At 68.6% G+C, this 17,973-nt stretch carries 16 protein-coding genes; 7 read left to right on the top strand and 9 right to left on the bottom strand.

Features of this window, described 5'->3' with window-relative positions:
- The first annotated feature begins 39 nt into the window (after positions 1 to 39).
- Entirely contained in the window at positions 40 to 465 is a 426-nt protein-coding gene (locus QM806_RS01035) for a DUF4307 domain-containing protein (RefSeq protein ID WP_037202953.1), read from the top strand.
- 227 nt (positions 466 to 692) lie between these two features.
- A complete protein-coding gene (gene greA / locus QM806_RS01030; RefSeq protein WP_005238978.1) occupies positions 693 to 1,187 on the top strand; it encodes a transcription elongation factor GreA in 495 nt (164 codons plus the stop codon).
- Positions 1,188 to 1,266: 79 nt separating this feature from the next.
- On the opposite strand, the gene QM806_RS01025 is transcribed toward greA, so the two are convergent.
- Positions 1,267 to 2,616 carry a C40 family peptidase gene (locus QM806_RS01025; RefSeq protein ID WP_005253723.1) on the bottom strand — a complete coding sequence of 450 codons (1,350 nt, stop codon included), beginning with the start codon at positions 2,614 to 2,616 and terminating at the stop codon, positions 1,267 to 1,269.
- 257 nt (positions 2,617 to 2,873) lie between these two features.
- Here QM806_RS01025 and QM806_RS01020 point away from each other — a divergent pair, with 257 nt between their 5' ends.
- Both QM806_RS01020 and QM806_RS01015 read left to right on the top strand, forming a co-directional pair.
- A complete protein-coding gene (locus QM806_RS01020) occupies positions 2,874 to 3,065 on the top strand; it encodes a hypothetical protein (protein WP_005253724.1) in 192 nt (63 codons plus the stop codon).
- Between the two features lie 25 nt (positions 3,066 to 3,090).
- The gene (locus QM806_RS01015) at positions 3,091 to 3,861 is read left to right on the top strand and encodes an FAD:protein FMN transferase (protein ID WP_005569314.1); all 771 of its coding nucleotides are present in this window, start codon (positions 3,091 to 3,093) and stop codon (positions 3,859 to 3,861) included.
- 6 nt (positions 3,862 to 3,867) lie between these two features.
- Here the strand turns inward: QM806_RS01015 and ilvA are convergent, their stop codons facing one another.
- The 4 genes from ilvA to QM806_RS00995 form a co-directional block, all read right to left on the bottom strand.
- A complete protein-coding gene (gene ilvA / locus QM806_RS01010; RefSeq protein WP_005253726.1) occupies positions 3,868 to 5,100 on the bottom strand; it encodes a threonine ammonia-lyase in 1,233 nt (410 codons plus the stop codon).
- Positions 5,101 to 5,169: 69 nt separating this feature from the next.
- A complete protein-coding gene (locus tag QM806_RS01005) occupies positions 5,170 to 6,342 on the bottom strand; it encodes a cystathionine gamma-synthase (RefSeq protein ID WP_005567047.1) in 1,173 nt (390 codons plus the stop codon).
- Positions 6,343 to 6,363: 21 nt separating this feature from the next.
- A complete protein-coding gene (locus QM806_RS01000) occupies positions 6,364 to 6,900 on the bottom strand; it encodes a hypothetical protein (protein ID WP_155772971.1) in 537 nt (178 codons plus the stop codon).
- Positions 6,901 to 7,003: 103 nt separating this feature from the next.
- Positions 7,004 to 8,389 carry a cystathionine beta-synthase gene (locus QM806_RS00995; protein WP_005255744.1) on the bottom strand — a complete coding sequence of 462 codons (1,386 nt, stop codon included), beginning with the start codon at positions 8,387 to 8,389 and terminating at the stop codon, positions 7,004 to 7,006.
- Positions 8,390 to 8,524: 135 nt separating this feature from the next.
- Here QM806_RS00995 and QM806_RS00990 point away from each other — a divergent pair, with 135 nt between their 5' ends.
- Together QM806_RS00990 and QM806_RS00985 are read left to right on the top strand one after the other, a co-directional pair.
- The gene (locus QM806_RS00990) at positions 8,525 to 9,547 is read left to right on the top strand and encodes an SGNH/GDSL hydrolase family protein (protein ID WP_169692910.1); all 1,023 of its coding nucleotides are present in this window, start codon (positions 8,525 to 8,527) and stop codon (positions 9,545 to 9,547) included.
- A 107-nt stretch (positions 9,548 to 9,654) separates the two neighbouring features.
- Positions 9,655 to 10,872, top strand: a complete 1,218-nt coding sequence (locus QM806_RS00985; RefSeq protein ID WP_005568580.1) for an acetyl-CoA C-acetyltransferase — start codon at positions 9,655 to 9,657, stop codon at positions 10,870 to 10,872.
- 68 nt (positions 10,873 to 10,940) lie between these two features.
- On the opposite strand, the gene QM806_RS00980 is transcribed toward QM806_RS00985, so the two are convergent.
- The 4 genes from QM806_RS00980 to QM806_RS00965 form a co-directional block, all read right to left on the bottom strand.
- Positions 10,941 to 11,261 (bottom strand): DUF1330 domain-containing protein, encoded by a 321-nt coding sequence (locus tag QM806_RS00980; RefSeq protein ID WP_007300195.1) that lies wholly within the window; start codon positions 11,259 to 11,261, stop codon positions 10,941 to 10,943.
- A 149-nt stretch (positions 11,262 to 11,410) separates the two neighbouring features.
- Positions 11,411 to 12,265 carry a Bax inhibitor-1/YccA family protein gene (locus QM806_RS00975; RefSeq protein ID WP_005255740.1) on the bottom strand — a complete coding sequence of 285 codons (855 nt, stop codon included), beginning with the start codon at positions 12,263 to 12,265 and terminating at the stop codon, positions 11,411 to 11,413.
- Between the two features lie 163 nt (positions 12,266 to 12,428).
- On the bottom strand, positions 12,429 to 13,571 hold the full coding sequence (locus tag QM806_RS00970; RefSeq protein WP_169692911.1) for a class I SAM-dependent methyltransferase: 1,143 nt from the start codon (positions 13,569 to 13,571) through the stop codon (positions 12,429 to 12,431).
- 1 nt (position 13,572) lies between these two features.
- Positions 13,573 to 14,280: a nitroreductase gene (locus QM806_RS00965; protein ID WP_005255735.1), complete on the bottom strand. Its 708-nt coding sequence runs from the start codon at positions 14,278 to 14,280 to the stop codon at positions 13,573 to 13,575.
- Positions 14,281 to 14,384: 104 nt separating this feature from the next.
- Here QM806_RS00965 and QM806_RS00960 point away from each other — a divergent pair, with 104 nt between their 5' ends.
- The gene (locus QM806_RS00960; protein WP_054248339.1) at positions 14,385 to 17,882 is read left to right on the top strand and encodes a serine/threonine-protein kinase; all 3,498 of its coding nucleotides are present in this window, start codon (positions 14,385 to 14,387) and stop codon (positions 17,880 to 17,882) included.
- The last annotated feature ends 91 nt before the right edge of the window (positions 17,883 to 17,973 follow it).

Raw genomic sequence — 17,973 nt, 5'->3', positions numbered from 1 at the left:
GCAAGTTACGTGGAACCGGAGCGGTACGAGAGTTGAGAGATGACGAGAACGCTTCCCCCGGGCCGATACACAGCCGCGGCAAAGCCTGCGCGCCCGAAGCGCTGGCTCGTGTGGGCGCTGTCCGCGGCGGTCCTGGTCGTCGGTGTGATCGTGGCGTTCGTCGCCTACGACAAGTTTGCCGTCTCCGAGATCGACAGTGAGGCCACGTCGTTCGATCTGGTGAGTGAATCGCAGCTGGACATCACGTTCACCGTCACCCGCGAGGACCCGTCCCAGGCGGCGGTCTGCATCGTCCGCTCCCGCTCCAAGGACGGTTCCGAGACCGGCCGTCGCGAGGTCTACATCGCCGGCGGCGAAGACCAGACGGTGAAAGTCACCGCCCCCGTCTACACGTCGCGCCCGCCCGCGATGGGCGACATCTACGGCTGCAGCCTGGACGTTCCCGCCTATCTGACCGGCGGCTGACACCAGCGCACCCGAGCGACCGTTCGGGTTATTCGGGGTTTGCGCTCCCCGATCGTGCTAGAATCGCCTGGTACACGGTTCCGGTTTGGAACCGTGTATTGCTGCATTGGCGGCAAGGCGGAAATCGAACGGCCTCGGCCGTCGAATTTTGCCGAGCCGTTGATCACTGCTGTTGCAGTGGTCTGTCGAGGGAGCCCGGCGGCTCCAACTACGAGGGAGTGATCGAGATGACCGAGACCCAGGTGACCTGGCTGACCCAGGAGTCACATGACAGGCTCAAGAGCGAACTCGACCAGCTCATTGCCAATCGTCCGGTCATCGCCGCCGAGATCAACGAGCGTCGCGAAGAGGGCGATCTGAAGGAGAACGGTGGCTACCACGCGGCCCGCGAAGAGCAGGGTCAGCAGGAGGCACGCATCCGCCAGCTTCAGGAACTCCTGAACAGCGCGAAGGTCGGCGAAGCGCCCACCCAGTCCGGTGTCGCACTGCCCGGTTCCGTGGTGAAGGTGTACTACGACGGCGACGAGAAGGACACGGAGACGTTCCTGATCGCCACCCGCGAAGAGGGTGCACGCGACAACAAGCTCGAGGTCTACTCCCCCAACTCCCCGCTGGGTGGCGCACTGCTCGAGGCGAAGGTCGGCGAAACCCGCGAATACACGCTGCCCAACGGCAGCAGCATGAAGGTGACGCTCGTCAGCGCGGAGCCGTACCACAGCTGATCGCGGATCCACCGCCGAAAACTCCGGTCCGGGCCACGCGCCCGGGCCGGAGTTTTTGCGTTGACGCCGGTGAGCGGGATCAGAAGACCCTGCGGGCCTTCATGTCGGCGAACACGGGACCGATCCGCACCACGTCGCCCGTCGTCGGGGCGTGCAGCATCTGGCCGTTGCCGACGTAGATCGCCACGTGTCCCGGCCCACCCGACTGCCAGTTGCCGAACAGCAGGTCTCCGGGCCTGGCCTGCGACAGCGGCACCTCCACACCGACATTCCACTGCGTTTCCGACGTGCGGGGCAGTTTGACGCCGGTTGCGGCGTACACGGCGAACGACGTCAGCCCCGAGCAGTCGAAACCGCCGCCGGACGGTCCGTTGATGTTGCCGCCGCCCCACACGTACGGCAGACCGATGAACCGCATGGCCGCCTCGACGACGCGGCTCGTGTCACCGGCGGCCGCACCGTAGAAGAACGGCGACAGCATCCGCGCGAACGACTCCTCCAGCGATCGGATCCGCGCGACGTACGGCTGCGTTTCGTGCTCGTAGTCGAACTTGCCGGCGGGCATGCCACCCGCGGTCCGGACCGCACCCGCACCGGCGTTGTACGCGGCGATCGTGAGGTCGAGGGTGTCGCCCTTGACCACACCCTCCTTCTTCCAGCCCTCGATCTGCCCGAACAGGTCGCACAGCATCTGACCGGACGCCATCATCGGGTCGGCGACGCCGTTGATGTCGACCTTGCCGTCGCCGTCCGCGTCCTTGCCGTACTTGGCCCACGCGGGGGGCATGAACTGGCCGGGACCGCGGGCGCCCGCCCGGGACACCGGTGAGGTCGCGCCGTAGCGGAAGCCGTTCTCGACGGAGTACAGGGCCGCCAGCGTCGGCGGCTTGATGCCCTCGCACAGCGACCCGGCCTTGCGGATCCACGGCGCGAAGACGGCGATGGCGCCGACCGGCGCGAGCGAGACACCGGGGAAGCCGGCGGGGACGGACGGGATCAGCGACCCGAGTCCGCTGATCAGGGCGGGGACCCCCGGCAGAGCGGCGAGGCCCCCGATCGCATTTCCGACGTCGGGGGCGCTCATCGCTGGGGGCTGGTCGAGTGGCGTGTCCGGCAGCGCCAGTGGGGGAACCGGAGCAGGCGGCGGAGCCGCCTCGACGGCGGGTGGCGGCGGAATGTAGGGGTCGGTCGCCTGCTTCACCACATCCGAGGCCTGGGCCACCATCTGCTCGGCCTGCACGCGGGCCGGTTCGGGGAGGGTCGATATTGCGTCGTCAACTTGTTTCTGAACGTCGGGTGAGGCCTGCTCGACCACCTGAATTGCTTCTGCTGCTTGATCTTTCACCGGCTGCGGTATGTCCGCTCCCTGAACGATGGCCCCCGCTGCGGTGGTGATCGCCACGATGATCGCCGCTGCATCAACTGACATACGTGCGCTCCTCCTCCTCGGTGCACCTAACCGAGTGAGTTCACGTTACGACGGGGCACAGCAGATGCGAGGCGATTCTGCGGGATTGATCCGTTTCCTACCGTGACCTGCGGGAGAGCGGCACCTGGCGAATCACGGCTGTCGGGCACGACAGCATGCGACGCGCCAGGGGCGTGCACTGCACCCACCGCGCACTCGACGAGGAGAGACAGATTCTTCCCAGGTTGTTCTAAGGTTCGTCGGGGAAGCTGGTCGGCATGAGTGAAGACCGACGGATTTCCCGCCTGCTTCCCGTTCGCCGCGTCCTCGCGGCAGCCGGAATCGCCGGACTGGTCGCCGGTGGTGGCATGGCGGCGGCAGCGGACCCCGCGACCCCCGATTCGGCGGTGGCAGCACCCCTCGTCTCGGCAGGGTTCGGCGCACCGGACGCCGTGTCCAGCGGTTCCTGAGATCGCGCGACCGGAGAACCGCCATATGACCAGCGCACGCAGCGCAACCGAATGGTCCACCTGGGGTGCGCACGCACGCATCGTCGTCACCGACCCCGACGCCCTGAGCTCGGCGTCGAACCTGATCCGCGGCTACCTCGCGGCGGCCGATGCCGCCGTCAACCGGGACCGCGCGGACGCCGAGATCCGCTCCCTCGACGAGGGCCCGAACACGGTCACCCCGATGTTCGCGCGGTTCCTCACCGACGCCCTCGCCGCAGCGCGCACCACGGAGGGGGCACTCGACCCCACTGCGTCGGCCCCCGCACCCCAGTCGTGGCGATCGATCACCGTCGACGGCACCGAGGTCACGCTCCCCGCCGGCGTGGAACTCGACCTGACGGCGACCGCGCGGGCGAGTTCCGCCGACCACTGTGCGTCGACGACGGCGGAGCTGCTCGGGTGTGGCGTCCTGGTGGCGCTCGGCGGAGACATCGCCACCGCCGGGACCACGCCACCGGGCGGCTGGCAGGTCCAGGTCCAGGACCTGCCGGGCGACCCCACCTGTCAGGTGTCGATCCCGTCGGGTGCGGCCGTCGCGACCGCCAGCACCGTCAAGCCGTTGCATCCCGACTCGATCTCGTTGTGGCGGACCGTGACCGTGGTGGCCGAGTCGTGCACCACGGCGCACGCGTCGAGCACGGCCGCGGTGGGGATGGGCGGCGGTGCGATCGATTGGCTCACCAACCTCGAGCTGCCTGCCCGGCTGGTGGATCAGGAGTTCCGGGTGATCACCCTGGGTGGGTGGCCGAGCTAGGTCCGGCTATTCCTGGAGACGAACCGCGTATTGGGCGTCGCGCAGTGCGTCGAGGAGATCCTGCCGGTGGCCGGGGCCACGGGTCTCGACGGTGAGGAACACCTCCACCTCGTCGAGTGCGAGCGCGCCGCCGGTGCGGGAGTGGACGACGTCCACCACGCTGGCGCCGTTGCCGCTGATCACGCCCAGGAGGCTGACCAGACCACCCGGTCGGTCCGGAATGGTCACGTGCACACCGAGATACCGGCCGGCGGCCCGAAGGCCGTGATTGACGACGTGGGTGAGCAGCAACGGGTCGATGTTGCCACCGGACAGCACCGCGCACACCTTCCCGGTGAGTCCCAGCTCTTCCGTCGAGCAGCTGATCAACGCGGCCACCGCCGCCGCGCCCGCAGGCTCAACGATGAGCTTCGCGCGTTCGAGGCACAGGAGCAGCGCCCGGGACAGAGCGTCCTCGCTGACCGTCACGATGGCGTCGACCTGCGAGCCGACGTGGGCGAACGGCACGTCGCCGGGCCGGCCGACCGCGATGCCGTCGGCCATCGTCGACATGGTCTCCAGCGGAATCGGACGGCCCTCCGCCAGCGAACGCGGCCACGCGGCCGCCTGCTCGGCCTGGACGCCGACGATCCGCACGTCCGGCCGGGTGGCCTTGACCGCCGCGGCGATGCCCGCGATCAGCCCACCGCCGCCGGTCGGGACGACAAGCGTGCCGACGTCGGGTTCCTGCTCGAGGATCTCGAGCCCGACGGTCCCCTGCCCGGCGACGATGTCGACGTGATCGAAGGGATGGATGAGGACGGCGCCGGTCTCGTCCGCGAACTCCTTCGCGGCGACGAGCGCGTCGTCCACGGTGTCGCCGGTCAAGTGGACGGTGGCGCCGTACGCCTTGGTGGCGACGAGTTTCGGAAGTGGTGCGCCGGTGGGCATGAACACGGTGGACGGGATGCCCAGTTCCGTGGCCGCCCAGGCCACGCCCTGCGCGTGATTGCCCGCGCTGGCCGCCACGACCCCGCAGGCCCGTTCCGCGACCGACAGATTCGCGATCCGGTTGTACGCACCCCGCGGTTTGAAAGATCCAGTGCGCTGCAAGTTTTCGCACTTCAGCGACACGACGTGCCCGCATCGTTCCGATAACGCCCGGGACGCGATCACCGGCGTCCGGCGCATGACGGGGTCCAGCAGCTTACGAGCTGCTCTGATCTGATCCAGCGTGACAGGCTCCACGCGGGCCAGCATAAGGCCTTCGGCCCGTGCGCCTTTTTGGTAGCGGCGGCAACCAAAAAGGCGCACGGGCGGCGAAGCCGCCTACTTCAGCGCCTGCTCGATGTCGCCCACGAGGTCGGCGGCATCCTCGATGCCGACGGACAGGCGCACCAGGTCGTCCGGAACCTCGAGCAGCGAACCGGCGGTGGAGGCGTGGGTCATGGCACCCGGGTGCTCGATCAGCGACTCGACGCCGCCGAGCGACTCGGCCAGCGTGAAGATCTCGGTGCGCGAGCAGAAGTCCAGTGCGGCCTGCTTGCCGCCGGCGAGGCGGACCGAGATCATGCCGCCGAAGCGGCGCATCTGCTTCTCCGCGACCTTGTGGCCGGGGTGCGAGTCGAGTCCGGGGTAGATGACCTGCGACACCGCGGAGTGCCCGGTGAGCAGTTCGACGACCTTCTCGGCGTTGTCGCTGTGCCGCTCCATGCGCAGGGAGAGGGTCTTGATTCCGCGGAGCGTGAGGAACGCGTCGAAGGGTCCGGGGACCGCGCCGGCACCGTTCTGCAGGAACGCGAACGCCGTGTCGAGCTCCTCGTCGTTGGTGACGAGTGCGCCGCCGACGACGTCGGAGTGTCCGCCGATGTACTTGGTGGTCGAGTGCAGCGCGACGTCGGCGCCGAGCTGCAGCGGCTGCTGCAGGTACGGCGAGGCGAACGTGTTGTCGACGACGATCTTCGCGCCGGCCTCGTGCGCGATGTCGGACAGTGCCTCGATGTCACCGATGTTGAGGAGCGGGTTCGTGGGCGTCTCGACCCACACGAGCTTGGTGTTGGGCCGGATGGCTGCCCGGACCGCGTCCACGTCGGAGACCGCGGCGGGCGTGTACTCGATGCCCCACTGGGTGAAGACCTTGTCGATCAGGCGGAACGTTCCGCCGTAGGCGTCGTTCGGGATGACCAGGTGGTCGCCGGGGCGCAGCGCGGCACGGAGCAGGCAGTCGGTGGCGGCCATGCCCGAGCCGAACGCGCGACCGTACGTGCCCGACTCGAGGGCGGCGAGGTTGGCCTCGAGCGGTCGTCGGGTCGGGTTACCGGTGCGGGCGTATTCGAATCCGTTACGCATGCCGCCGACGCCGTCCTGCGCGAACGTCGAACTCGCGTAGATCGGAACGTTGACGGCGCCCGTCTGCGGGTCCGGGTCGAATCCTGCGTGCACGGCCTTGGTGGAGAACCCCTGCCAGCTGATGTTGTCCGCTTTGCTGCGCTGCTCACTCATGGCCCCCAGCCTAGTGGGGACCTAATTCTCCAGATACTCCGCGATCGCGAACGCGACGTCGAGCTTGGTCGCGTCGCTGACGGAGGGGTCGAGCGCGTTGACGATGATGCTGTGGTCCGGGGTGAGCAGCGCCATGGCCACGACGTCGAGGACCACCCCGCCGAACTCTGCGGAACGGGGGTCGGGGACGACGTTCGTCCCGTTCCGCATCTCGACGAGGACGGCGGGATCCGTCACCTGCGGCTTGACCGACGCGGTGATGGTGCTCATGACGTTGGTCGGTCCCTTGGACCACGAGCACGTCGGATCGGTCGAGCCGGGCAGGACGGCCTCGGTGAGATGCGGCCGGTCCGACACCAGCCGGCCGAGTGCCTTCGTCAGCGCGGCGCAGTCGGCGGACGCCGCCGAAGACGACGTGCCCGCAGACGCCGAGTCGACGTCCGACGATCCCGGCTGTGCGACGGCGGCACCCTCGATGCTGTTCCCGCATCCGGCGGCGGCGAACCCGAGCAGGACAACCGAGCCCACAAGAACACGACGACGTAGACGAGCACTCACTGAGATTCCCCCTCACGGACACCGGACCGGTCCCCCGCTGTGCACCGTACGTTCCGTGCGCAGCGGGGACCAGTGTTGTCGTGCCCGGCCCCCGACGTGTCGTCTAGGAGCCGGCGCTGAGGAACCCGAGAAGGTCGTGGCGGGTGATGACCCCGGCGGGCTTGCCGTCGTCGACGACCATCAGCGCGTCGGTGTCGCCGAGCGCCTTGGTGGCGGCCGACACAGGCTCACCCGAACCGATGAGCGGGAACGGCTTGCTCATGTGCTTCTCCACCGGGTCGGCCAGGTGCGCGCGTCCCTCGAACACGGCACTGAGCAGGTCACGCTCGGTGACGCTGCCCGCCACTTCACCGGCCATGACGGGCGGCTCCGCGCCGACGACGGGCATCTGGGACACCCCGTACTCGCGGAGGATCTCGATGGCGTCGCGCAGCGTCTCGGACGGGTGGGTGTGGACGAGGTCCGGGAGTTCGCCGGACTTACCGCGCAGCACGTCGCCGACCGTCTTCTCGTCGGGCTTGCCGTCGAGCGGGGTGCGGAGGAAGCCGTAGGACGCCATCCACTTGTCGTTGAAGATCTTCGAGAGGTATCCGCGACCACCGTCGGGCAGCAGGACGACGATGACCGCGTCGGGGCCCTCGCGCTTGGCGACCTCGAGTGCAGCGACGACAGCCATGCCGCAGGAGCCGCCGACCAACAGGCCCTCTTCGCGCGCGAGGCGACGGGTCATCTCGAAGGAGTCGGCATCGGACACGGCGATGATCTCGTCGGGGATGGACGGGTCGTAGGCGCTCGGCCAGAAGTCCTCGCCCACGCCCTCGACCAGGTACGGACGGCCGGTGCCACCCGAGTACACGGAACCCTCGGGGTCGGCGCCGATGACCTTGACCTTGCCGCCGGACACCTCCTTGAGGTAGCGGCCGGTGCCGGTGATGGTGCCGCCGGTGCCGACGCCTGCGACGAAGTGGGTGATCTTGCCGTCGGTGTCGGCCCAGATCTCGGGGCCGGTGGTCTCGTAGTGGCTCTGCGGGCCGCCCGGGTTGGAGTACTGGTTGGGCTTCCAGCCGCCGGGGAGTTCGCGTGCGAGCCGGTCGGAGACGCTGTAGTAGCTGTCCGGGTGCTCGGGCGCGACCGCGGTGGGGCACACCACGACCTCGGCGCCGTAGGCCTTGAGGACGTTCCGCTTGTCTTCGCTGACCTTGTCGGGGCAGACGAACACGCACTTGTATCCGCGCTTCTGGGCCACCAGGGCGAGGCCGATGCCGGTGTTGCCGGAGGTGGGCTCCACGATGGTCCCACCCGGCTTCAGCTCACCGGACGCCTCCGCGGCGTCGATCATCTTGACCGCGATGCGGTCCTTCGAGCTTCCGCCCGGGTTGAGGTATTCGATCTTGGCTGCAACGGTCCCGTGGTTCTCCCCGATGACAGAAGAGAGCTTGACGAGAGGGGTGTTGCCGATCAGGTCGACGACGTGTTCCGCGATGCGCATGCCTCCATGCTCCCAGATGCCCTGATCCGATGCTCACAGACGTCCGGCACGGGGGCCCTGATCCGACTAGATTGGTGCGGACGCAGTCCGCTGGAACCCGTGAGATGAGCACCAGGTAGCGGAAAGGTGAGACCAGTGCCCAAGAGGACCTGGCAGACCGGAGTGAAAGCCGGCGCCGCGGCTGTCGTGGCAGGTTCGAGCGCAGGCACGCTGTCGTGGGCGGCGTACTCCTATCTGATGTCGCAGGCGACGGCGGCCCGCGGTGTGATCGGGCGCAACGTCGCCAAGCCGCCGGAGGCCGACGGCGTCTACTCCCCCGGCGCCGCGGTCCCCGAACGCTGGCTACGGACCGTCTCGTACGACGTCCATCTGATGATTTTCGGCGACTCCACGGCCGCCGGGGTGGGATGCCTGTCGGCGGACGAAGTGCCCGGTGTGCAGATCGCGAGGCGCCTCGCCGACGAGACCGGCAAGCGGATCCGGCTGAGCACCAAGGCCATCGGCGGCGCCACGTCCCGCGGGCTCAGCGGGCAGGTGGACGCGATGTTCGTGGCCGGACCGCCGCCGGACGCCGCGGTGATCCTGGTCGGCGCCAACGACGTGACGTCCAAGAACTCGATCCGGGCGTCGGCGCGCAGGCTCGGGGAGGCGGTCGAACGGCTCCGCGCCCACGACTGCGCGGTCGTGGTCGGAACGTGCCCCGACCTCGGGGTGGTCACCGCGATTCCGCAGCCCCTGCGGACCGTCGTCCGAACGTGGGGGTTGCGCCTGGCCCGGGCGCAGGCGGCGGCGACCAGCGCGGCGGGTGGCCACCCGGTGGCGTTGGCCGACCTGCTGGCGCCGGAGTTCCTGGCGGCCCCCGACCGGATGTTCTCCTCCGACCACTTCCACCCGTCCGCGGCGGGGTACGAATTGGCGGCGATGCAGATCGTGCCCGTTCTCGCGACCGCTCTGGGCATGTGGCACGGCGGACCGCTGCCCGACCTGCCCGAGGTGTCGGAGGCCGCGGAATCACGCAAGCTGTCGACCCGAATGACCGCCTCGCTCAACCGTTTCCTGTGGCGACTCAGTGCCCGGCGACGCTCACCTTCCCGCCTCGATGAGCTCCTCGCGATCGAGGAGGCGTCCGCGTCCAGGAGGCGACGGGTCGCTGAGTGAGATGGCGATGTCCCCGGTGCCGCCCGGCAACGTAAGTTGTCGGGAAGGCCACAGAACGGGTGGTCTGCAACACAGTGCAGACCCCCGCAGTTGACAAAGGAGTTTTCATGCCCGAGGCAGTCATCGTCTCCGCAGTACGCTCACCGATCGGCCGAGCCATGAAGGGCTCGCTCAAGACCATCCGCCCGGATGATCTGACGACGCAGATGGTGGCCGCGGCTCTGGCGAAGGTCCCCGAACTCGATCCCACCGAGATCGACGACCTGCTCCTCGGCTGCGGTCAGCCCGCAGGCCAGTCGGGTTTCAACATCGCCCGCGTCGTCGCGGTGGAACTGGGCTATGACTTCCTGCCCGGTGTCACCGTCAACCGCTACTGTTCCTCCTCGCTGCAGACCACCCGCATGGCACTGCACGCGATCAAGGCCGGCGAGGGCGACGTGTTCGTCTCCGCCGGCGTCGAGTCGGTGTCCAGCTTCGTCACCGGCAACGCCGACGGCCTGCCGAACACCAAGAACCCGAGGTTCGCCGATGCCGAGGCGCGTACCGCGAAGCTCGCCGAGGGCGGCGTCGCGTGGACCGACCCGCGCGGGGACGAGCAGATTCCCGACGTCTACATCGCGATGGGCCAGACGGCCGAGAACGTCGCATCGGCCACCGGCATCACCCGTGAGGAGCAGGACCGCTGGGGTGTCCGCTCCCAGAACCGCGCGGAGGAAGCGATCAAGAACGGCTTCTTCGAGCGGGAGATCACCCCGGTCACCCTCCCCGACGGCACCGTCGTCAGCACCGACGACGGCCCCCGCGCCGGCACCACCTACGAGGGCATCAGCCAGCTCAAGCCCGTGTTCCGCCCGGACGGCACCGTCACCGCCGGCAACGCGTGCCCGCTCAACGACGGCGCCGCCGCGCTCGTCATCATGTCCGACACCAAGGCCAAGGCCCTCGGCCTGACCCCGTTGGCCCGCATCGTGTCCACCGGGGTGTCCGGACTGTCCCCCGAGATCATGGGCCTGGGCCCGATCGAGGCCGTCAAGAAGGCCCTCGCCATCGCGGGCAAGTCCATCTCCGACATCGATCTGTTCGAGATCAACGAGGCCTTCGCGGTCCAGGTCCTCGGATCGGCTCGCGAGCTGAAGATCGACGAGGACAAGCTGAACATCTCCGGCGGCGCCATCGCCCTCGGTCACCCGTTCGGCATGACCGGTGCCCGCATCACCAACACCCTGCTCAACAACCTCCGCGAGCAGGACAAGACGTTCGGCGTCGAGACGATGTGCGTCGGCGGCGGGCAGGGCATGGCCATGGTCCTGGAGCGCCTGAGCTAGGCGGCTCCGCCACCCGTGAGTGGTTGACGAGTGCAGAGACTCGTTAACCACTCACGGGCGCGAAGCGCCTACCCGAGGATGTCGGTGGCCTTGTGGTCGGCGTCGACTCCGTCGGCCATTATCACCAGTCCGTCGGAATGCTCGGCGCGGAGCGGGAGGATCTCCCGGTACGCGTCGGACGCGTACCAGCCTTCGAGGTGCTCGCGGTCGGGGAACTCGATGACGATGAACGCGCCGTCGGACGTTCCCTCGACCACGTCCTGGCGTCCGCCGTGGACGATGAACTTGCCGGAGAACGGGCGGAGGGTGCCGTCGATGCGTTCGAGGTATTCGACGATCTGCGGACCCATGTCGACGTTCTCGAGGTGGGCCATTCCGTACGCGCTCATGTCGTGCTCCTTCGGGTGGGGCTGGTTGCCGCACACGACATTCCTCCGTCGGAATACGCGCGTCGATTACCTCCGAGGTAATCGAACCGGGCCCGCACAACAGAGAAGGCCCCCGAGAGCATGCTCTCGGGGGCCTTCTCGTGGAACTACTAGTCGCTGTTGAAGTAGCTCAGGAGTCGCAGGATCTCGACGTACAGCCACACGAGGGTGACGGTGAGTCCGAATGCGACGCCCCACGCTGCCTTCTCCGGCGCCTGTGCCCGGATCAGCTGGTCTGCGGCGTCGAAGTCCAGCAGGAAGCTGAACGCGGCGATGCCGATGCAGACGAGGCTGAAGATGATCGCCAGGGGACCGCCGTCGCGGAGACCGAGGCCGCCTTCGGTGAAGAAGCTGGCGATCACGTTGCCGAGGGCGAGGACGACGACACCGATGAGGGCGCCGATGATCATCCGTGTCAGGCGGGGCGTGACTCGGATCGCGCCCGTCTTGTAGACGACGAGCATGCCGAAGAACACGCCGAACGTGCCGAGTACGGCCTGGGCGATGAGCGCCGCTCCCCCGACTCCGCCGAACGTGACGTCGGTGAACATGAACGACAGGGCGCCGAGGAACAGGCCCTCTGCCACCGCGTAGGCGAGGACGATGCCCGGGTTGTCCATCTTGCGGCCGAACGTGGCCACGAGGACCAGCACGAGACCGACGAGGCCACCACCGATGACCAGCGGGGTCGCGAGGTTCGCGTCGTTGCTCACCAGGAAGTAGGAGATGATCGCCGACACCGTGAGCACGCCGAGCGTGACACCCGTCTTGGTGACGACGTCGTCGATGGTCATCGAACGGTAGTCGGGGCCCGTCCGGTAGGGCTCGGCCTGCGTGTACTGCGGCTGACCGAACTGCTGCGTGACCTGCGCTGCGCCGGCCGTCGTAGATCCGAACGAGGCGTATCCGCCGCTGCCCTCTTGTTTGGGCAGGTTGCGGAACACCGGGTTACTGGTGGTGCGCACCGTGCACATCCCTTCTCGTGGCTCGCCGGGTGGATCCGGGTTTCTTGTACGTTGAACGTCCCGCACCCACCGCAAGTTCCCGTTCGTCGCTTTCGGGTCGGACAATTCGGACTCTACCGGTGCCGCGGGGACACCCGCCAGACGAGGCCGGTCGGCGTGGCGGTCAGGCCACCGACCGGGTGACCGTGAATTTGGGATTCCGGCCGACCACGTCGGTCGGACCGACGAGCCGCTGCAACCGGCCCCGGTACCCGAGGTGCGAGTTGTACACGGTCCACAACTCGCCGCCGGGCCGGAGCACGCGCCCGGCTTCGGTGAACATCTTCGACGCGCCACCGGTGTGGACGGCCGCGCCCACGTGGAACGGCGGGTTGCACAGGACGACGTCCTGGCTGTCGGTGGCGAGCGTGGACATGGCGTCGTCGCGCAGCGTCCTGACCCGTCCGCCGAGGCCGTTGGCGCGGGCGGTGGCGGCGGCCGATGCCACCGCGGCGGCGGACTGGTCGGTGGCGATCACCGAGACCTCCGGGAGGAGCCGGGCCAGGCTGACGGCGAGAATGCCCGTTCCGCAGCCGAGGTCGACCGCGGCCCGTGCACCGGGATTCACGCGGGGTAGGAAGTCGAGGAGATACCGGGTCCCGATGTCCAGCTTGGGGCCGGCGAACGCGGCCCCGTACGAGACGACGTCCAGCCCGATCTCGGGGAGATGATCGGTGACGGGGTACGTCTGCTGCGCCACCTCCACCGGACCGCTCGCGATCAGCACCCGCGACTTCTGCCTGCCGAGGGTCGCGCGGACGTCGGAGAACGAACGCCCGAGCACGTCGTTCATGGCGGTGGAGATGTGCTTGTTGCGCCCACCCGCGTAGACGACGACGGACGGGTCGGCGTGGCGGGCGATCGCCTCGGCGACCTCGGTCAGTTCGCCGAGGCTCCGCGGCAGCTGCATCAGCACGACGGTTGCGCCCGCGAGCAGCTCCTCACCGAGCGCGCACGACCGGTAGCGGTCGGCGAGCGCGACCGTCGCGGCGTTGGCGGCGAGCGCCAGTTCGCCGGTCAGCGGGTCCTGGTGCACGCGGATCCCGGTCGAGCCGTGCGTCGCCGCGGCGCCGAGGGTGAGCGCACCGTAGTGGTCGCCGATCACGGCGAGCGTCCCGGGACGCGCCGCCGACAGTGCCGCCGCGGCCTCGTCGAGGATCAGCCGGTCGGCGGCATCGACGGCCGTCAGGTTGGGGGCCTCGACGTCGGGACGGCGGCGGAGGCGGGCGAACAGGGCGTCCCGGTCGAACACTTCGGAGTCGAGCACGTTACTGCGACACCCACTGCGCGACGTTGGCGACGGGTTCCCGGTGGGTGCGGAATCCGTTGACGGGATTCTCCGTGTCGGGGTAGCCGAACGAGATCGCGCAGACGACCCTGCGGTCCTCGTCGAGCGAGAAGAAGTCGTGGATGAACCGCGAACTTCCCGCGACGGCGGCCTGCGGAATGGTCGCGACCCCGAGGCTCTGCGCGGCGAGGAGGAATGTCTCGACGTACAGGCCGCAGTCCACGGCGCCGTATGTGCCGAGCGCTTCGTGGGTGGTGACGATCGCGACGTGCGGCGCGCCGAACAGGTCGAAGTTCTTCATCGTCTGCTCCGCCGACGCGGCCCGGTCGCCGGGCGCGATGCCGACGCTGGAGTACAGCTGCATGGCGCACTCCCGGCGGCGTTGCTTGTGCTCGCCGACGTATTCGCGGGGCCACTCGAAGTCGGACTCCTGCGGGTGGGTGCGGACGTACTCCGCCAGCCCGGAACGGAACCGATCGGTCCCCTCCCCCTCGGTGATCGCGACCTGCCACGGCTGCGTGTTGCACCACGACGGCGTCTGCTGCGCGAGCTCGAGGATCCTCTCGATCACCTCGCGCGGCACCTGCGTCGGTAGGTAAGCCCTGCAACTGATCCGGGCGTCGAGGAGCTGGGCCAGGGTCCGCTCGGCCAGGCTCGTGTCCGTTGCCGCAATGCCGGTATCCGTCACCGTCGAATTCTCCTCGGGTCTACTCGTTCTCGAACACCCGCTCTCTGTGTCGGGCGACCGCGATATGCTGGCGTCAGTGCACCGAGAAGGTGATTTCATTGAGTGTGCCACGACACCCGGAAAGCAGTTCCGGGCCGACCGACTCGGATCCGCAGGCTACCAAGCGGATCGTCGTGACCGACATCGTCGCGGAGCTGTCGTCGGAGGGATTCGACGACGCCCGCGAGATCGGCCGGGGAGGGTTCGGGGTCGTGTACCGCTGCCTTCAGACAGCGCTCGACCGCACGGTCGCGATCAAGGTGCTGTCCTCCGATCTGGACGGCGAGGACCGCGAACGTTTCTTGCGGGAACAGCGTGCGATGGGGAAATTGTCGGGGCATCCCCACGTGGTCGACATCTTGCAGTCCGGGGTGACGCCCAGCGGCAGGCCGTACATCGTGATGCCGTACCACTCGCGCAATTCGCTCGACGCCTGGATTCGCCGTGAAGGGCCGCTGCCGTGGAGTGAAACGCTGCGCGTCGGCGTGAAGCTGGCGGGCGCTTTGGAGACGGCGCACCGGCTCGGCACCCTGCACCGCGACGTGAAGCCCGCGAACATCCTGCTCACCGGGTACGGCGAACCGCAGCTCACGGACTTCGGCATCGCGCGGGTCACGGGCGGATTCGAGACCACGTCGAGCATGATCACCGGTTCGCCCGCGTTCACTGCCCCGGAGGTCCTCCGCGGCGACGCACCGTCCGCGGCTTCCGACGTGTACAGCCTGGGTGCCGCCCTGTTCTGCCTGCTCACCGGTCATGCCGCGTTCGAGCGGCGGAGCGGGGAGCGGCTCGTCGCGCAGTTCCTCCGCATCGCGACGCAACCCGTTCCGGACCTGCGGGGCGAGGACATTCCCGACGACGTGTGCTCGGCCATCGAGCGTGCCATGGCCGAGGAACCGACCGACCGCCCGGCTTCGGCCGCGGAGTTCGGCCAGGAACTCCGCGACATCGAGCGCAGACACGGACTCGATGTCGACGAGATGGCGCTCCCCGCCGCGGCCGACGAATTCCCGCGCACCGAGCACCCGGCGGCGCCGACCACGCAGTCCTCGGCGTCCGGGCGCAGTCGCAGCTACCGCCGGCGGTCGGGTGCCACTCCACCGAGCGCCGCGGCCCGCTTCCGCCCGCCGACCCCGATGCGGTCCCTGGTGGAACGCACCCGTCTCCTGGATCTGCTCCGGCTGGGTCAGCGGAGGCGGTTGACGCTCATCCACGCACCCGCCGGCTTCGGGAAGAGCACGGTGGCCGCGCAGTGGCGCGACGTGCTCATCGAAGACGGCTCTGCCGTCGCCTGGCTGACGGTCGACAACGACGACAACAATGTCGTGTGGTTCCTGTCCCACCTCGTCGAGGCGATCCGCCGGGCCGAGCCGACCCTGGCGGACGAACTGGGGCAGGCGCTCGACGAGAACGGTGCCGAAGCGGAACGGTATGTGCTGACCTCGCTGGTGAATCAGGTCCACGACAGCAAGCGCCATGTGGTGGTGATGATCGACGACTGGCATCGCGTGACGTCGCCGGACACGATCGCCGCGATGGACTTCATCCTCGAGAACGGCTGCCACCACCTGCAGATGGTGGTGAGCAGCCGAAGCCAGGCAGGGCTTCCGCTGGCCAAGATGCGGGTGCGCGACGAACTCGTCGAAATCGATTCCGTGGCTTTGCGCTTCGACCTCACCGAGTCGCAGCGGTTCCTGGTCGACCTCGGTGGACTGCACCTGGAGGATTCCGACGTGGAGGCTCTGGAGGAGACCACGGACGGGTGGGTGGCGGCGCTGCAACTGGCGTCGCTGTCGCTGCGTGATCGCGCCGATCCCGGCGATCTCATCCGGCACATGTCGGGTCGCCACCATGCGATCGGTGAGTATCTGGCGGAGAACGTGCTCAGCACTCTCGAGCCTGCGCTGCTCGACTTCATGCTGGCCACGTCCGTCACCGAGCGGGTGTGCGGCGACCTCGCCTGCGTGCTGGCGAACGTGACCCGCGGTCAGGCCCTGCTCGAGCAGGTCGAATCGCGTGATCTGTTCCTGCGCAGCCTGGACGAGGACCGGGAGTGGTTCGAGTACCACCACCTGTTCGCCGAGTATCTCCGCCGGCGCCTCGAGCGCGATCATCCGTCGCGCATCGCGGACCTGCACCGTGCGGCCGCGCACTGGTTCGCCGACCACCACTACGTCAGCGACGCAGTGGATCACGCGTTGGCGGCGGGTGATCGCGACGTGGCCGTCGCGGTGGTCGAGGAGCAGGGCATGTACCTGGTGGAGCACTCGCGGATGGTCGCGTTGCTCGGCCTCGTCGACAAGTTGCCGCGGCCGCTGGTCGAGTCCAGTCCCCGCATCCAGATCGCGGTCGCGTGGGCGAACATCCTGCTGCAACGGGTGGCGCCGACGCTGCGGTCGCTCTCGCTGGTCGCGTCGACCCTCGAGTCCTCGAAGCTGAGCGAAACCGAGCAGGCGGACATCCGCGTGGAGGCCGACATCGTCCGCGCCGTGATCGCGGTGTCGTCCGATCGCATCGCCGGAGTTCCCGACCTCATCGCGGAATGCCTGGCCCGCCCGGAAACCCTACGTGCGTGGGTGGTTTCGGCGGGGTCGAATCTCGCATCCGCCGTCGCGATCGCCCAGTTCGATTTCGTGGAGGCTCGCCGCCTGCAGGAGTGGGCCGCCGGGTACCACCAGCGGACCGTCGGACCGTTCAGTAGGATGTACGGGTACTGCTTCGCCGGCATCGCCGCGATGGAACAACTCGACATCGCCGCGGCCGAGGACAACTTCCGGCTGGCCGTGCAGACCGCGACGAAGTCGGCAGGCACCCATTCACATGCCGCACGACTTGCAGGCGCACTCCTCGGCGAGCTGATGTACGAACTGGGCCATCTCGATGAGGCCGAACGACTCCTCGACGAGAGCTACGAGCTCGGGCCCGAGGGCGGCATAGTCGATTTCATGATTGCCCGCTTCGTCACCGGCGCCCGGCTGAAGGCGGCGCGCGGCGACGTCGTGTCCGCCGCCCGCCACCTCGACGAGGGCGCGTCCGCGGCGGCGTCGCTGGGACTTCCCCGGCTGCGGGCCCGGGTCGAGAACGAGCGGGTCCGGCTCGGTCTGCCGGCCTCGCCTCAGCCCCCGGCCACTGCCGGGAAGGCCAACCGGGAACCCGATTTCGGTTTCGCCGAGATCGTCGCGCAGCTCGACGACGCCACCGAGATCCGGAAGCAGTCGGCCGACGAGCCCGATGTCGCGTGTCGCCGCGCGGAGGAGTGGGTGCGCAGGGTCGAACGGGAGAGCCGGCCGAGGGCGGCCATGCAGGCCAGTCGCCTGCTCGTCGCCTGCCTGGTCGCGGCGGGCCGGGTCGACGAAGCGAAGCCGGTGCTGGCGTCCGTCGCCGCGACGTGTGCGCGAATCGGCTTCGTGCGCTACCTGATCGACGGCGGACCGCGCATGGTGCCCGCGTTGACGGCGCTCCTCGAGGACAGGCGAGCCGGCCGCTGGCAGTCCGACTGGCCGGATGTTCCGGAAGAGTTCCTGGTTGCGGCGCTGGAGACGCGGACACCGGTCGAGAGTTAGCGTGCGCTTTCTTGACTAATTCAAGAAACGATGGTGCAGTGTGACCGTGAACACACACGAGGGCGGGAGACGGCCACCACCACGTCGCGTC

The organism is Rhodococcus sp. IEGM 1351 (genome assembly GCF_030056875.1).
Lineage (GTDB): Bacteria > Actinomycetota > Actinomycetes > Mycobacteriales > Mycobacteriaceae > Rhodococcus_F > Rhodococcus_F opacus.
The sequence above is the reverse complement of the archived record's forward strand: the minus strand, read 5'-3'. Positions and strand labels throughout refer to the sequence as shown.

Bases quoted from the DNA above. Each gene is read 5' to 3' on its own strand.
- QM806_RS00995 (WP_005255744.1), bottom strand. From the start codon at position 8,389: ATGCGCATCGCGGAACACGTCGTCGACCTGATCGGCAACACCCCTCTC.
- QM806_RS01035 (WP_037202953.1), top strand. From the start codon at position 40: ATGACGAGAACGCTTCCCCCGGGCCGATACACAGCCGCGGCAAAGCCT.
- QM806_RS00980 (WP_007300195.1), bottom strand. From the start codon at position 11,261: ATGAGCGCGTACGGAATGGCCCACCTCGAGAACGTCGACATGGGTCCG.
- QM806_RS01015 (WP_005569314.1), top strand. From the start codon at position 3,091: ATGACCAGCGCACGCAGCGCAACCGAATGGTCCACCTGGGGTGCGCAC.
- ilvA (WP_005253726.1), bottom strand. From the start codon at position 5,100: ATGCTGGCCCGCGTGGAGCCTGTCACGCTGGATCAGATCAGAGCAGCT.
- QM806_RS01025 (WP_005253723.1), bottom strand. From the start codon at position 2,616: ATGTCAGTTGATGCAGCGGCGATCATCGTGGCGATCACCACCGCAGCG.
- QM806_RS01020 (WP_005253724.1), top strand. From the start codon at position 2,874: ATGAGTGAAGACCGACGGATTTCCCGCCTGCTTCCCGTTCGCCGCGTC.
- QM806_RS00985 (WP_005568580.1), top strand. From the start codon at position 9,655: ATGCCCGAGGCAGTCATCGTCTCCGCAGTACGCTCACCGATCGGCCGA.
- greA (WP_005238978.1), top strand. From the start codon at position 693: ATGACCGAGACCCAGGTGACCTGGCTGACCCAGGAGTCACATGACAGG.
- QM806_RS01005 (WP_005567047.1), bottom strand. From the start codon at position 6,342: ATGAGTGAGCAGCGCAGCAAAGCGGACAACATCAGCTGGCAGGGGTTC.